The 16,589-nt window shown below is 56.4% G+C and carries 7 protein-coding genes; 5 read left to right on the plus strand and 2 right to left on the minus strand.

Annotation, left to right across the window (positions count from 1 at the left end):
* Window positions 1-53: 53 nt before the first annotated feature.
* The gene (locus ACIX8_RS04190; RefSeq protein WP_014264074.1) at window positions 54-467 is read right to left on the minus strand and encodes a helix-turn-helix transcriptional regulator; all 414 of its coding nucleotides are present in this window, start codon (window positions 465-467) and stop codon (window positions 54-56) included.
* Between the two features lie 339 nt (window positions 468-806).
* On the opposite strand from ACIX8_RS04190, the gene ACIX8_RS04195 reads away from it, so the two are divergent.
* Entirely contained in the window at window positions 807-3,293 is a 2,487-nt protein-coding gene (locus tag ACIX8_RS04195) for a TonB-dependent receptor (protein WP_014264075.1), read from the plus strand.
* Between the two features lie 361 nt (window positions 3,294-3,654).
* On the opposite strand, the gene ACIX8_RS04200 is transcribed toward ACIX8_RS04195, so the two are convergent.
* Window positions 3,655-4,602, minus strand: a complete 948-nt coding sequence (locus ACIX8_RS04200; RefSeq protein WP_083836619.1) for an extracellular solute-binding protein — start codon at window positions 4,600-4,602, stop codon at window positions 3,655-3,657.
* A gap of 532 nt (window positions 4,603-5,134) precedes the next feature.
* Here ACIX8_RS04200 and ACIX8_RS04205 point away from each other — a divergent pair.
* From ACIX8_RS04205 to ACIX8_RS04220, 4 genes are all read left to right on the plus strand, one after another.
* Window positions 5,135-8,629 (plus strand): TonB-dependent receptor domain-containing protein, encoded by a 3,495-nt coding sequence (locus ACIX8_RS04205; RefSeq protein ID WP_014264077.1) that lies wholly within the window; start codon window positions 5,135-5,137, stop codon window positions 8,627-8,629.
* A gap of 332 nt (window positions 8,630-8,961) precedes the next feature.
* The gene (locus ACIX8_RS04210) at window positions 8,962-11,481 is read left to right on the plus strand and encodes a beta-mannosidase (protein ID WP_223295462.1); all 2,520 of its coding nucleotides are present in this window, start codon (window positions 8,962-8,964) and stop codon (window positions 11,479-11,481) included.
* Between the two features lie 237 nt (window positions 11,482-11,718).
* Window positions 11,719-15,123, plus strand: a complete 3,405-nt coding sequence (locus ACIX8_RS04215) for a DUF5107 domain-containing protein (protein ID WP_014264079.1) — start codon at window positions 11,719-11,721, stop codon at window positions 15,121-15,123.
* A 4-nt stretch (window positions 15,124-15,127) separates the two neighbouring features.
* Entirely contained in the window at window positions 15,128-16,558 is a 1,431-nt protein-coding gene (locus ACIX8_RS04220) for a sugar porter family MFS transporter (protein WP_014264080.1), read from the plus strand.
* Window positions 16,559-16,589 lie beyond the last annotated feature (31 nt).

The following is a 16,589-nucleotide window of genomic DNA, read 5'->3' on the forward strand; positions in this document are numbered from 1 at the left end:
GAGAAAAACGGCCATAAGTGTCGTGGTTTCGCTATACACCTACAGGAGATTTGCTATAGCCGTTCAATCATGACGTCGGTGGATTTGATGAGCGCTGCTGCTGCATCACCCTTTTTCAGCCCAAGCTCTCGAACGGCGCTTGCCGTAATGATCGCGGTGAGATGGGTGTCCCCGGTGCCGATGATGACTTCTGCAAGAAGACCCTCGATGCGGATGCTGACTACTTTTCCGGAGATCTGATTTCTGCCGCTTACGCGACGGTAGCGCTCTCGCGATTCCGCAGAGGGCTTCGTCTTGTCTTTGGCTATAAAAGGCTTCAGCGCTGATTCAGAGATGCGATGATGGCCGCCTGGAGTCGGGTTGGTCTTCAGCTTACCCGCCAGAATCCATTGCTTGATGGTGGGATAGCTAATGCCCAGCAGTCGAGCTGCTTCGCGGGGAGTCAACATGGGATCGAGTTTTGCCATGGACTATAGATTTAGCACCTTTGCGTGAGATCTGCATCGCAGCCTGCTGCGTTGTCCTGCTTGTCTCGCGGTTTCTCAGAGAGCAGTTCGGCGCAGGGACGATTTGGTGAAGCAGCCTTGAATCTAGTCCGCTAAACGGATTGTGAAATTGACCCTACGTTTTGATTCGTATAAATTCAAGAAATTAGAACTATTGTCCTTATAGGCAAACGGAGTAGCGGCTCTGTGCGCGTGTAGCCGTCTAGCTACAGAAGATAGTCCCTCACCACCCAGCTTCTCCAAAGTGGTCTTACGCTTTAGATACGTCGAGACCGGGAGAGCCCACTCTTAAGGAGCCCGATGTATCGCCACTCCGTTCTTCCCCTGCCCTTTTGCAAGAGCATTCGCTTCCATCTTTCGTCCTTGGCCTTGTTTTTGCTGCTGGTATCCTTGCCGGCTTTGGCCCAGTCAGTTCAAGTGAGCGGTACGATCAAGGACCCTGACCAATCGGTGGTGGGCAACGCTGTTGTGTCCCTGGAAAACCTGCAGACGACCCGCACTTTCCAGGCGACTACCAATGAGTCAGGGCAATATATCTTCCTCTCCGTGCCCCAGGGAACTTACAGGCTTGAGGCGCATAAGCCGGGGTTTGCGGCGATTGTTCTTCCTTCCCTGGCGATCTCTGCCGGACAGAATCTTACGCGGGATCTTTCATTTGCTTTAGCTGGAACAAGCGCGTCCGTTACCGTCAATGCGGGACAGACGGGCACGGCGGCAGAGGGTTATTATGTGGACCACGTCAACCAGGGCGTCCTGGGCAATGCCCCCATTGTGAACCAGCCCTATACGATCACGGTGCTTCCAGCCGACCAGATCGTCAATACCCAGGTGAAGAGCTTCCGCGATGCGATGAAGTATCTTCCGCTGGTCTCGTTCACAGAGCAGCAGGGCTCGGAGATCCTTCGTCCGGCGACGCGCGGTGTTCAAGGCAGCATTGCGCAGAACACTCGCATGGATGGCATGGCTATTGCCATCACCGGCGGCAACGCGATGGAGCAGTACCAGAGCCTGCAGGTGGAGAACGGCCTCGGCGCCTCCATGTACGGCCCGGCGAATCCTTCCGGCATGTTCGATTTCGTGCTCAAGCGCCCCACCGAGGAACGCTTCACCAATGTCTATCTTGAGCAGGACAGCAGCTCCATCGGCACGATCTACGCCGACACAGGCGGAAGGCTGGGACCGCACAAGATTTTCGGCTATCGCAGCAATCTGCTCTTCGGCGATGGAACGGCCTTCGTGGACCAGAGCCGTCTTCGCCGCCGATTGGCGGAGTTCGCTTTCGATCTCCGGCCTACCGATCGGACCGTGATCGACGCCCACTATAGTGCGTACGACATTATTCAGCGTGGTTATCCGGGCTGGTTTACGTATGGCCCGGACAAGAGCGACAAGACCGATACTCCGCCGCGTACGTTGCTGTTACCCGCCGCACCTGACCCCACGCGTGTGGGTTATGGACAGGCCTATGCCGGTGTGAACCTGACCACGCAGAGCACCAGCGTCCGCCTTCTCCACGACTTCTCTCCGAACTGGCATGCCATGGCCGGTGGACTGGCACAGCGGCTTGATCGCTTCATCGATACGCCGGTCAACAATCTGACGGATAACACCGGGGACTACAGCACCTCTCTGGCTACTGGATTTGCACCGCGCTTCGGTGTGGAGAGCGATCTCGGCTACATTACCGGAGTGATTCAGAAGTGGGGCATCAAACAGGACGTTGTTGCCGGCAGCGAAGGTTACCGGTTTAACCAGTACGCTTACACCTCACCAGCGGCTGCCAGCGTTCTTCTCGGTACGGCGAACATCGCGAATCCAAAGATCTTTGCTCCACCTGTCGTGGGCCTTCCTCAGAATAAGGGGCTGTATCAGTCCTCCGTGGTGCATCAGCAAGGCTTCAATCTCGGCGATCTGGTTTCGTTCCGCAATCGCTTTCTCGTGCGTCTCGCTGCCAGCCAGGACTGGATCGGTGTGGATAACAACTCGGCAAATGCGCGTACGAGTGGTTCGAACAAGCAGGGAATCAGCCCTTCGGCCAGCGTGATGTATAAGCCGACGAACTGGTCGACCGCCTATGCCACGTACGCGAGCAGCCTGCAGCAGGGAGACATTGCTCCCGGCGGCGCAACTCTCGTGAATGCGAACCAGGCGCTCGCTCCCTATCGCAGCAAGGAGTGGGAGCTGGGCTTCAAGACGGATGCGCATCCGATCGCGTTTACGACCGCGTTGTTCCGGTTGGAGCGGCCTTTTGCGGATACCATCCCATTCAATAACAGCCCTACCCAAACGATCTTTGCGATCGTCGGCCAGCAGGTCAACTATGGCGCCGAGATCTCCGGTCAGGGCACGCTCTTCCATAGCCTGCTGCTGGATGGCGGCTTCACCGCACTCAATGCGCGGTTGAACAATACCAACGTAGCTTCGACCGAGGGTAAGCGCTTTGTCGGTATTCCCGACTATAAGTCGAACCTGTTGGCGGAGTATCGTGTGCCGGGCGTCGCGAACCTGAATATTACAGGCGATTGGCAGTTTGTAGGCCAGCGTCCGCAGGACGATCAGAACCTGCACACTACGGTTGGCTACAACACGTTTGATTTCGGCTTCCGCTATTCGCACGCGCTCTTCACGAAGGTGGCAACGCTGCGATTCACCTGCGACAACATTACCGACACTCGTTACTACTCGACGATTGCTGCCGGCGATATCACCGGAACCAATGCGAGCAGCAATACCGCTCACCTGGGCGCGCCGCGAACGATCTCGACGTCCTTGCAGTTCGCGTTCTAGAGCCTGTGATTAAACTCGCATGTTCACGCAAGTTCTTGCTTTGAAGGGGCGGGGCTTTCAGCCCCGCCGTTAGAAATCGCTATGTGCAGTGGCTTTAGCCACGGAGGGAATGATTCCGGAGCAAGCCTGCACTCTTCCGCCTGCAAGAGTTCTTGCAGGGCACCTACGATGGTCTTCTTGAATCGGAAGAAGGCAGGCTTCGATCTGCGGGCCGAAGATATCTCGAGGGACAGATTGCTGGATAGGCATCGTTCCCTCCGCGGCTAAAGCCGTTTTTGAGGTTGTTCCAACGGCGGGGCTGAAGCCCCGCCCTTTCAAAGCAAGAACTTGGAACGAAGTTTGATGACACACCTAGCAGACCTTATGCGTGGAGTGCGGTCGCGCTTCCCGGTGGATCGTATTGGCTCTGCCGGAACAAGGCCTGAGCCTCGTTTCCTTTGAGCCAGGCTGTAAATGCTGCAGCGCCCTTTGGGTTGGCGGCGTTCTTTAGAATCGCAGCGTAGTAAACCAGCGGTTCTGGATAGAAGGTCTTGCCGTTGAGGGACAGGCGTACATTCGGATGCTCCTCGTGGACGTTCTGGCCGCTCAGGTTGATGTCGCTGGGCAGGGTGATATAGGGCAGGTGAGACTCGCCGGGCCCGATTTTGTAAGAGGAACTGGCGTCTAACTCGCCGCTTTGCAGGCGTGCCTGATTGTTTCCTCCCGTAAGGATCTGTTCGGGATTAAGGGTCGGACCGAGAACTTTCTCCACCAAGTTCGGCTGTTTGTATTTCTTTGCGGCCAACATCATCGTGAAGATGATGTTGCGTCCGCCCGGATCGCCGGCAGGATTGCCGCGCGCGAAGCGCAGGCCTGGTTCCTGCAAAATCTCCCACCAGTTCACCTGGCCTTTGGCGGCTGCGTCGAATCGGGATGCGAAGCGGCTCTTCGGACTGTAGACGAGGACCATCTCCGTGCGGGCTATTGGTTGTGCAACGTCGGCCTTGCCGGCGCGCATGACCGTGTACATCGGGCCAGGAGTGATGGGGATGAATACGTCGGCGTGCAGGCTGCCATCCACAATCGACTGCGCTACGGCATCGGCTCCCTGGGCGTGACTGTGCAGGTCCAGCTTCAAGGCTGTTGCTATTGACGCCTTGATGGGGTCTTCCAGAATGGGGCGAATGGAACCAGCAGAGGCAACGTCGAGCACCGTCAACTCTTCAGCCAGCAGGCGAGCAGGAATTCCAGCGGCGATGGCTCCGGCGACAAGAGCACTGCCGCCTATCAAAAGCTCTCTCCTGCTAAAGCTGTTTCTCTGGCGTTGCATCGTGCTCCTTCTTTAGCTCTGTCGCAAACAGTAACGCGAGATAACGATTTTATACGAGTAAGAACGATATTTCTGGTTCCTGTATTAGAGCTGGCGAGATTGCTGGGAGCGGCAATCTGGCTTCGCCCGTCCAGATCGCATTCGCACAGGCGAGGTTATGGATTTCTTTTTCGGTGGACGTACACGGAAGGGATGGCCATGTTTCTGGTCATTATCTTCCGATACCCCTTTCTCGATATTTCATCGTGAACTTGGGAGACTAGAGTGTTTTTGAGTGCCAGGCCAGGAATTTTTCATTGGTGTGACAATTCCCGCTTGACAATGCATTGCGCAGGCGTCTAGTGTGAATTTCCGGTAACGTACACGAAGTTCGTGGATGGGTCTACAAGCCATCGCTCACAGTTCGCCTGTTCGGCGGGCCAGCGGTTTCTTGCGCCTTACTGAGTGTTCCACCGATTGAATATTCGATTCCGAGGGGCCAAAGGTTATGAGAGCAAAGAAAACGAGATGGATGGATAGAAGGAGCACTGAGATGACGGAAAAGAATTCGCAAAAGGGTTCTGCACGAGCCCGATATTATTCGCTGTTGTTGATCTTCCTGCTGGCCCTGACCTTTACCGGCCAGAGGGCAATGGCCCAGGTAGACCAGGGCGCTATTACAGGTGTCGTACAAGACGGCACAGGCGCGATCGTTCCCGCGGCTAAAGTCGTTGTGAGGAACATCGACACGGGGTTGGTGCTGGAAGGCACGTCCAATGGAAGCGGCGTCTATGTGTTTTCGCCTTTGAAGATCGGAAACTATACGGTCAGCGCGACAGCGAAGGGTTTTCAGACCACCATGCAGGAAAACATTCACCTCGATGCTCAACAGAGGCTGAATATTGTCATCGCCCTTCAGCCTGGTGTTGTGTCGGAAACTGTAACCGTCACGACCGCTCCCCCCTTGCTTGAGACTCAGACCAGCGAAGTGGCGCAGGTGATCAGCAGCGAGACCATCAACAACACACCTCTGAATGGCCGTAACTTCGTTTATATCGCCCAGTTGACCGCCGGCGTTGCACCTCCTTTCGGAAACACTCGAGGCGCAGGCACCGGCGACTTTGTCGCGAACGGACAGCGGACATCGCAAAACAATTTCATCCTGGATGGAGTCGACAACAATACCAACCTGGTCGACTTCCTGAATGGGTCCAGCTACGTTGTTCGTCCCCCGCCTGATGCCTTGTCGGAGTTCAGTCTGCAGACGAGCAATTTCAGCGCGGAGTTCGGACACTCTGCCGGCGCTGTTTTGAGTGCCAGCATCAAATCGGGTACGAATCAGATTCACGGAAGCTTGTGGGAGTACATCCGCAACACGGACCTGGACGCGACAAACTGGAATGCGCTGACCACACCGCCGTACCACCAGAATCAATTCGGAGCTACGCTCGGACTGCCGATCTGGAAGGATAAGCTCTTCTACTTTGGCGATACAGAAGCCAATCGAATCGCTTACAGCAACCCCGGCACCTATAGCGTGCCTACCGCCCTTGAGCGGCAGGGAAACTTTACGGAGCTTCTGGATGCGAACCTGAATGGTCAGAGCGTTCAGCTCTATCAGCCGAATTCAGGAGGCGGCGCAGCCAATAAGTTGTCTTGTAACGGTCAAAATAACGTGCTTTGCCCTGGGCAGATCGACGCGGTGGCCCAGAATATTTTGAACCTGTACCCTGCAGCCAATGCGAATGGCGGGAAGACCTTCAATAACTACACGGTCAACACTCCCACGCATAACAATACGTATCAATGGGACCAACGGCTCGATTGGAACATCAGTGCCCGGGACCAGGCCTATGCGCGTTACAGCTATGTGCACCAAATTACAGTGAACGGACTTCCTCTCGGCAACCCGCTTGACGGCAGTGGATATGGTGGAGAAAATGACGTCAATCTGGCGCAGAATTTTGTCGGCAGCGAAACGCATTTTTTCACCCCTACCCTCACCAATGAGTTCCGCTTTAGTTTCAATGCAGGGCGGTTCTCCTTCCTTCAGCCAAATGCGAATGTCGACCTGGCCCCAACTTTAGGTCTGGGTGGTGTTCCTTTCACTCCGAACGAAGGCGGATTGCCGCTTGGCAGTGTTACCGGTATTAGTAACTGGGGCTCGCAGGGTACATCGAATGAATCGCAGAATGTTTACCAGATCCTCGATAACGTGTCGAAGACGCTGGGTAACCATTCTCTGAAGGCCGGCGTATCCTTCCAGGCGATTCGGTTTTTCTACAGGTACGCTCCGTCAAACCTCGGGAACTATTACTTTACCGGTCTATACACAAGCGATCCTGCTGTAAGCGCGGTGACGGGCTCCGGCGTGGCCGATTTTCTTGCCGACCAGATCAACACCTCTGCCATCTCCAGTGCTCCGAACGTGAACGATGCCTTGTGGTATAACTCGGCATATTTTCAGGATGACTGGAAATTGACCCCACGGCTGACACTCAATCTGGGGTTGAGGTATGACTACTACCAGCCCTACAAGGAAAATTCCGGTAGCCAGGAGAACTTTATCCCTGACGAAAGCTCGCTTGGAGTAGGGACTGGATCCGGCACTTTGATCCTGCCCAAGAAGATTCAGAACTCAGTTTCTCTTGGCAGCGTCTTCCCGGGGATTCTGGCTAAGGACCATATCGGCATTCAGTATGTCGACAATGAACGTCTGGCTACAGGTCAGAAGACGAACTTTGCGCCGCGTGTGGGAGTTGCGTATCAGGTGGACCCACAGACGGTGCTTCGCGCCGGCTTTGGTATTTTTTATGGCGGCCTGGAGAGCAATGGCGGCAACAATCTGGGGGATAACTTCCCTTTCAGAGGGCAGATCAATATCAACCCCAAATCCTGTACGTTGGGTAATTGCCCTTCGAATGGAACTACGTTGGAGACAGGTCTGTCAGCCTATCTTGGCAACGGCATTCTGGATGCTGTCAATACGCCGGGATTCCATGCTGTTGATAGCCAGATCAAGACCCCGTACACGATGAACTACAACGTGTCGTTCCAACAGCAGCTATCGACCAATATAGCGACAACCATCAGCTATGTTGGAAATGTGTCGCGCCACCTGGGTACCTACATCGATCCGAATACTGTTCGCGCGCTCTATCCGGCCGGCACGAGCACGCAGCAGTTGCAGCCGTTTCCCGATCTGGGTGGCGTCGGCACGATCCACTATGGCGGGGTAAGCACTTATAACTCACTGCAGTTGAAGGCGGAGAAACGGGCCTCTCACGGCTTGAGCTTCCTGGCTACTTACACCTGGGCGCACTCACTGGATGACACCGGCTCTGCTGGTGGCCTCTCAACCGGAATCGGAGACCGGCAACGGGCGATTATTCCGATCATTGAGGAGTACACCAATTCGGTCTATGACGTTCGAAATCGCTTCACGCTGAATGGCAACTATGTTCTGCCTTTTGGCAGAGGACAGGCGTTCTTGAATCGTTCGGGATTGTTGGACCGGGTTGTTGGTGGTTGGTCCAGCAGCTTGACCTTCGCGGCTCAGAGCGGAACTCCGTTTACCGTCAGCGCCAGCAATAGTGGGCCGGCTGGGTCGACAGATACCAGGAGAGCGATTCAGATCGCGAATCCCTTCGCCTCTGGTGGAGGCCCCGGATGCCCCACTGAAACCAGGACGAAGTTGCACTATTACAACCCGTGCTCCTTTGCAGATCCTCTGTCCGGCAGCCTTATCACTACGCCGATCACGGATGCTGCAACAGCAATTCAATATCTCGGCGGAAGGGATAACCAGATTTATGGACCTGGATACTACGGCGTGAATATGTCGATCTTCAAGAACTTCACGACGTGGCACAAGCAATACTTCCAGTTCCGTGCTGACTCCTTCAACGTTCTCAATCACCCAACTCTCGCGAACCCCTCCAGCTCGAGCGATAGCTCAAGCGGCGGCCAGATCACGGGACCCAAGACGTTCCAGAACAATACTCCAGATGCTCGATTCTTCCAGCTATCGCTGAAGTACGAGTTCTAACCGCAGGAGAATGGCGATTGTAGCGAGGGAATAACTTTAAGGGACGAAGGGAACTGTATAGCACAGCCCTTCGTCCTGCCTCGCTGCAAGCACGCTATCGGGGGGTGAAACTCCAGCGCTGAATTATGATGGCTGGTACCTATTGAGTCCGCTCATGGATCTCAATTGCGCCTATCTTCCACCTTGATGCTGAAGGGATATTAATGGTCAGTCGCGGTCGAGTACTTCTCTGTCTTCTTGCCTGTGCGTTGGTTGCCCCGAGTTCCTGGGCTGCGACAGAGGCACGACCTCGAGTACGAGTTCCTCTCGACAGTCAGTGGACCGTTCGTCAGTTGCCGGATGACGGTCTGGCGGCGAGCCGGGATAGCAAGCCACCTCAGGTGGATGGCGGCTGGCTTCCGGCAACCGTGCCGGGTGATGTTCACCTGGACCTCCTCCATAACGGCAAGATTCCAGATCCGTTCTATAGAGACAATGAATCCAAGCTGCAATGGATTGAGAAGGTAGGCTGGGAGTATCAAACTTCTATCCATGCAACACCGTCAGTTCTGTCACGTGAACACATAGAGCTGGTATTCGAAGGACTCGATACGGCATGCACGATCTTTCTTAACGGGCAACGTGTTGCTTCCCCTGACAATATGTTTCGCGAATGGCGGATCGATGTTAAGCCGCTCCTTCATGCCGGCTCGAACGATCTGCAAATCGTTTTTCCAGCGCCCATGAAAGCGGCGGAAGCTGTAGCGGAAAAAGATCCCTGGCACTCACGCACCCACACCGACCCCAAGGGATATATCAGGAAGGCCGTCTATGAGTTTGGCTGGGACTGGGGGCCGCGGTTCGGTACCAGTGGTGTATTTCGGCCAGCCTATCTTGAGCTTTGGGACGATGCGCGCGTAGACGACATCTTTGTCGAGCAGGAAAATATAGCGGCGGGGTCCGCACACCTGGATGTACATACGGATATTCTGGCCTCCAGCCAGATCAAAGCGCTGGTCAGCATTAGCTATGGCACAGGCAAGACGGAGCTGCATGCGGATCGTGCTGTAACGCTCACTCCCGGCAACAATCGAATTTCGATCCCGATAGAGATTACTCATCCGCAGCTTTGGTATCCGTCGGGCTATGGCGCTCAACCTATCTATCACTTTCATGTTTCGGTGAAGGAGAATGGGCGCGAGCTCGATGCCAAAGAGGCAAAGACCGGTCTGCGGTCGGTTGTCCTGCGGCGAGATCTGGATAAGTGGGGACGCTCCTTTGAGTTCGTCGTCAATGGCATTCCTGTGTTTGCCAAGGGCGCGGATGTCATTCCATTCGATAGCTTCCCGAGCCGGGTTACCAGCGCGAACTATCGGCGCATCCTGCAGTCGGCGAAGGACGCGAACATGAACATGGTTCGTCTGTGGGGCGGCGGATATTACGAGACGGAGGAGTTCTACAATCAGTGTGATGAGCTGGGACTGATGATCTGGCACGATCTGATGTTCGGCAACAACTGGCAGCCCGGCACCTACGCGTTCAAGCAGGATATTGAGAAAGAGGCGGAGTATCAGATGACGCGCCTCCGCAATCATCCAAGCATCGTTCTCTGGTCGGGTAACAATGAGACCGAGTTACTGCGGGACTGGAATGGGAACGGACAACTCCCAGCCCCGGTCCACGAGCGTATCTGGGAGGACTACCTTACGGAGTTCAGCGGAATTCTTGCCCGGGCCGTCGCGCGTGTAGATCCGCAGACGCCCTATTGGCCCAGCTCGCCCAGTGCCGACTACGAAGAGCTCAGCGATACCTATCAGAGTGGCGACAATCACGACTGGACGGTGTGGCACGGGAATGCGGACTTCAGCGAGTATGAAAAACGCCCCTGGCGCTTCGTCTCAGAGTATGGCTTCCAATCTTTTCCTGAACTGAAGTCGGTAGAGTCTTTTACTCTGCCGGAGGATCGGACCAGTATCTTCACACCGGTCATGTTGATTCATCAAAAGAATAATGATGGCAACAAGATCATCCACGATTACATGACGCGCTACTATGGCGAGCCGAAGGACTTCCCGTCCTTCCTCTACGCCAGCCAGGTACTGCAGGCGGAAGGCATCAAGGTGGGAGCGGAGAGCTTCCGGCGCAAGAGGCCTGAGACGATGGGCTCGATCTTCTGGCAGCTTAACGACTGCTGGCCAGTGGCCTCATGGGCAAGCATTGACTACTACGGACGCTGGAAGGCCCTGCAATACTACGCGCGCAGATTCTATGCGCCGGTGCTGGTTTCGCCGCACGTTGAAGACGGCACGCTGGCGATCTATGTTGTCTCTGACAGGACGAAATCCGAGTCCGCCAACCTCCATCTTCGGATCATGCACTTCGATGGCAGTGTTGTGAAAGAGATCAAGCAGGCGGTGGATGTGGCGCCGTTGGCTTCAGCGGTCTATCTCAAGGTTCCGCTGGCAGAGCTGAAGGAGCAGGACGGAAAGAGTGTGGACCTGACGAAGGTCTTTGCTTCGGTAGAACTTTCTGCTGAGGGTGAAACACCCTCTTCGAACCTTGTTTATTTTGCGCCCACGAAGCAGATCAAGTTGCCGCAACCGGACATCAATACCGTTCTGACGAAGGATGGCACCGGCTATGATCTTGAATTGAAATCGGCTGTACTGGCGCGAAGCGTGTTTGTTTCGTTCGACCATCTGGATGCCCAGCTATCGGACAACTACGTCGATCTGTTGCCAGGACAGGCTGTGCGGCTACATATCAAGAGCGATGCGGGGCTCAACCAGGTCAAGTCGGAGATGAAGATCATCTCGCTGGCAAACGCCTTCGCACCGCAAGCAGAGGGACATGTGGTCCGTTCCGGACGTTAGTGTTAGTTTACGGGCTGTAGCGAATGAAACGCGCTGCATCCCTGTGGCAGGCGAAGTCGAGTTGTTGGAAGTATTTTCGCAGAGGGTCAATATCTTAATTCGGTAAAGTCCTGAGAGTAGCTTGTAATCTGCTCAAAAGTCCTTTACGGTAACGTACACAGTCGGTACGACGCATAGTCGCAGCCGGAATCTTGTCCCGCCGCTCAGGCGGGTACGGAAGCCATTCCTGGAGAACACATGGTGCTGGACGAGATCATCGACAACAAGGGGCGCGCCGAGGGTGTAGCTGCGGCAAAGCTGGAGCTGCCGATCGCGCCTGTATCTGAACAAGGCCCCGTCAAAGTGTGGGAAGAGCCGGTGACGATGCTCACCTATACTCCTGCGCCTCCGGATAAAAATCCTCTTTTCCTGGAGAAACGCGTGTACCAGGGCAGCAGCGGCCGTGTGTATCCGCTGCCCGTCATCGATTTTATTGAGACGAAACCGCATCCGCACGAGTGGAAGGCGGTCCATCTGGAGAACGAATTTATTCGCCTGATGGTATTGCCGGAGATCGGTGGCCGCATCCACATCGGAGTCGATAAGAGAAATGGCTACGACTTTTTCTATCGGCAGAATGTCATCAAGCCGGCGCTGGTCGGTCTGGCGGGGCCGTGGGTGTCGGGAGGCGTGGAGTTCAACTGGCCCCAGCACCATCGGCCGGCGACTTTTATGCCGGTCGAGGTGTCGATCGAACGCGACGCCGATGGCTCGGTGACTGTCTGGTGCTCCGATCACGATCCGATGGCGCACATGAAGGGGATGCACGGCGTGTGCCTTCGTCCCGGCAAGGCGTTTCTTGAGGTGCGCGTTCGGCTCTACAACCGTACGCAGGACACGCAGACCTTCCTGTGGTGGGCGAACGTGGCCACCCGCGTTCATGAGAAGTATCAGTCGTTCTTTCCGCAGGACGTCCGTTTTGCCGCCGACCATGCGAAGCGGGCCGTTACGGAGTATCCGCTGAGCCAGGGTTCTTACTATGGCATTGACTATGGAGAGCGCGCGCGCCATGGAGTGCCGAAGGAAGAAGAGCCCAGCAACTTTGTTCCGGATGGGTCTTATGCTCCGAACGATCTGAGCTGGTATGCGAATATTCCGGTGCCTACCAGTTACATGATCGTCGGCTCTCGGGGGGACTTCTTCGGTGGCTACGACCATAAGCATCATGCGGGCACGGTGGCTATCTCGAACCATCACATTGCCCCTGGCAAGAAACAGTGGACGTGGGGCAATCACGATTTTGGCTATGCGTGGGACCGAAGCCTTACCGACTCCGACGGGCCGTACGTTGAGTTGATGTCGGGCGTTTACACCGATAATCAGCCGGACTTTTCTTTCCTTGCTCCGGGCGAGACGAAGACCTTTAGCCAGTTCTGGTATCCCATCGGCGATATCGGCGTGCCGGATCTCGCGAATCTCGATGCGGCATTGCGGGTGGAGAGAATAGACGCAAGTGTGCGTGTGCATTTTCAGGTTACGAACGCGCGGCCGCAGAGCACGATCGTTGTGCGCCTTGAGGGTAAGGAGATCGGCCGCTGGCAGGGAGACCTGCAGGCGGAGGAGCCCTGGCACCACGAATTCTCGACAGGAACGGGTACAGGCTCTTTGCAGGTATTGCTGGAGCAGGGAGACGATGTCCTGTTACGGTATGTTCCCGCGGAGATCATTCCGGTGGAGTCGTGCGATGTTGCTACCGAACCTCCACTGCCGGAGGACGTTGCCAGCAACGACGAGCTCTTTCTGAACGGGCTTCACCTCGAGCAGTACCGCCATCCGACGCGGTCGCCCGAGACATATTGGATCGAGGCTATCCGCCGCGATGCCGGTGACAGCCGCTGCAACCACGCGCTTGGCCGCTGGCATCTGCGGCGGGGCGAGTTTGAAGAGGCGGAAAAGTATCTGCGTGCGTCGATTGCGCGGCTTACGCGGCGCAATCCGAATCCGTACGATGGCGAGCCTCACTACAACCTCGGCGTAACACTGCTTTATCGGCAGCGCACCGTCGAGGCTTACGAGGCCCTTTATAAGAGCACCTGGAATGCAGCCTGGCGTGGGCCTGGGTATCATCGCCTCGCTGAGATCGACTGCAGCCGCCATGAGTGGAAGACGGCACTGGAGCATCTCAACCGCTCACTGCGTGCGGAGGCTGACAACCTCAACGCGCGCAACCTGAAGGCTGTCGTGTTGAGTAGACTTGGCCGCAAAGAAGAGGCGGTTGCGCTTCTGGAAGAGACACGAGCGCTTGATCCGCTGGATATATTCAGCCGTCTTCTGGCGAAGAATGAAGTGCCTGCGGAGGGGCAACAGCGGCTCGACCTGGTGTTCGATTTAATGCGGGCAAGTCTCTTGGAGGAGGCCCTTGCGGTGTTGTCGGCTTCGCCTTCGAGCGTGAAGGATGGCACGGAAGCCTTGCTGCTCTATGCGCAGGCTGAGGTGCTGCAGCGCCTGGGGCGCAAGCAGGAGAGCCTGGAGATCTACCGGAAGGCTGCGGCGGCTGATTCGGACTATGTCTTCCCGAGCCGGCTGGAAGAGATGCTCCTGTTGCAGAACGCCATCCTTGCTAATCCGGAGGATGCACGGGCGCCGTACTATCTCGGCAACCTGCTCTACGATCGTCGCCGCTACCTGGAGGCGATTGCACTCTGGGAACGCGCGACGGAGCTGGATCCATCGTTCCCCACAGCATGGCGCAATCTTGGCTTTGGCTATTACAACGTGTTGCATGACCGCACGCGTGCGCTGAAGGCCTTTGAGAGTGCCCGCGCTCGCGCACCGCAGGACGCACGCATCCTCTATGAGGAGGACCAGTTACTCAAGCGCACGGGAGAATCGCTCGAACAGCGACTGTCACTCCTTGAAGCGCAGAGAGAGCTTGTAGAGAAGCGCGACGATCTGTCGGTTGAACTGGCTTCGCTGTACAACAGTACGGTGCAGCCTGAGAAGGCGCTGGCGATTCTGCTCTCGCGGCAGTTCCAGCCCTGGGAGGGCGGTGAGGGACTCGTGCTCTCACAGTACGTTCGCGCCTACATCCTGCTTGCTCAGCGCGCGCTGCACGCAGGCGATGCACAGGGTGCCCTGCAATCGTTGCAGGCTGCGTGGAATCCGCCGCATAGCCTGAGCGAAGCCAAGCACTTGCTCATGAATCTGAGCATGATCGACTACTGGCTCGGCGTGGCTTATGCCGAAGGTGGCGACCAGGAGAAAGCTGTCGCGCACTGGGAGCGTGCGGCCAATCAGAAGGGCGACTTCCAGCAGATGCAAGTGCAGTCCATCTCGGAGACGACTTACTGGAGTGCCATGGCTCTTCGGAAGCTCCATCGCGAGCAGGACGCAACGGCGCTCTTTCATCGGATCTTCGACTATGCCCGCTCGCTGGAAGGGCAGACGCCGAAGATCGACTACTTCGCGACTTCCTTACCTGCCATGCTGCTGTTCGACGAAGACCTGAAGGAGCGGCAGACGATTACGGCACGTTTCCTGAAGGCGCAGGCTATGCTGGGGCTGGGCGAAGAACAGAAGGCATTGAGTTTGCTCCAGCAGGTTCAGGAGCTGGACCGCAGCCACACAGGCGCTATCGATCTGGTAAAGACATTCACAAGGTGAAGCAATGCAGGGACCGATGATCACAGGGGCGCAGTCTGCCTCCACGCCCGCTGAACGCACGACCTACGTCTGGGGCATCGCGATCGTCGCTGCCCTGGGCGGATTGCTCTTCGGTTACGACTGGGTAGTCATTGGCGGCGCGCGGCAGTTCTACGAACAGTACTTTCACCTGACTTCACCGGCGCTGGTGGGCTGGGCAAATAGCTGTGCGTTGGTAGGCTGTCTGATCGGCTCACTGGCGGCGGGTTTCTTTGCCGACCGGTATGGGCGACGCCGCGTGCTGCTGGTTTCGGCGGTGCTGTTTGCCGTCTCCTCTGCGCTTACGGGGTGGGCCTACTCGTTCAACAGCTTTATCGTGTGGCGCATTCTTGGGGGCACGGCTATTGGGCTTAGCTCCAATGTTTCGCCGCTGTACATTGCGGAGATCAGCCCGGCTGCTATTCGCGGTCGCCTGGTCAGCCTGAACCAGTTCGCGATTGTCATCGGAATTCTGCTGGCACAGGTCGTCAACTGGCTGATCGCGAGGCCTGTGCCGGCCAATCTTTCCGCGGACGTTCTCCTGCATTCGTGGAATGTCCAGTATGGCTGGCGATGGATGTTTATGGCGGTTGTCGCTCCTGCCATCGTCTTCACGATTGCCTCTCTCTTCATCCCTGAGAGCCCTCGCTGGCTGTTGACGCGCGAGCGTGAGGCGGATGCTCGCGAAGTCCTTCAGCGTATTGGCGGGCAGCTCTACGCGAGCGCAGAAATTGAGAGCATCGAACGGGCGATCCGCGCCGAAGCCGATACGGAGCCTTCGTCGTGGCGAGAGCTATTGCGGCCTTCTGTTCGGCGTATCGTGCTTGTCGGTATTGGGTTGGCCGTGCTGCAGCAGTGGACGGGGATCAATACGCTCTTCAACTATGCGGCGGAGGTCTATCGCAGTGCCGGGTATGGGGCGAACGATATTCTTCTCAACATCGTGATTACCGGCGCGATCAACCTGGTGTTCACGGTGCTTGCCATGCTGCTGGTGGATCGTCTCGGCCGGCGCTGGATGATGCTCTTTGGTTGCGTCGGCATTGGAGTCTCGCACCTGCTCTGTGCCTTCGCTTATCGGGCTGGATGGCGGGGAAGCGCTGTGCTGGTGCTGACGCTCAGTGCGATTGCCTGCTATGCGTTGACGCTTGCGCCGGTGACGTGGGTGTTGATCTCTGAGATCTTTCCGAATCGGGTGCGCTCGCATGGAGTCTCCGCGGCTGTAAGTGCGCTCTGGGCGGCATCTTTTGCGCTGACGTATACCTTTCCAATCTTGAATCGGAGTCTTGGCACCAGCGGTATTTTCTTTTGCTACGGCTTGATCTGCCTGCTTGGATGCGGGTTGGTGGCGATGTTTGTTCCTGAGACGAAGGGGCGGACGTTGGAGCAGATTGAGGCGAGTGTTACGGGTGGTTAGGGTAGGGCAGGTTGTCTTTGCTTTGCCTTTC

Source organism: Granulicella mallensis MP5ACTX8 (assembly GCF_000178955.2).
Taxonomy (GTDB): domain Bacteria; phylum Acidobacteriota; class Terriglobia; order Terriglobales; family Acidobacteriaceae; genus Granulicella; species Granulicella mallensis.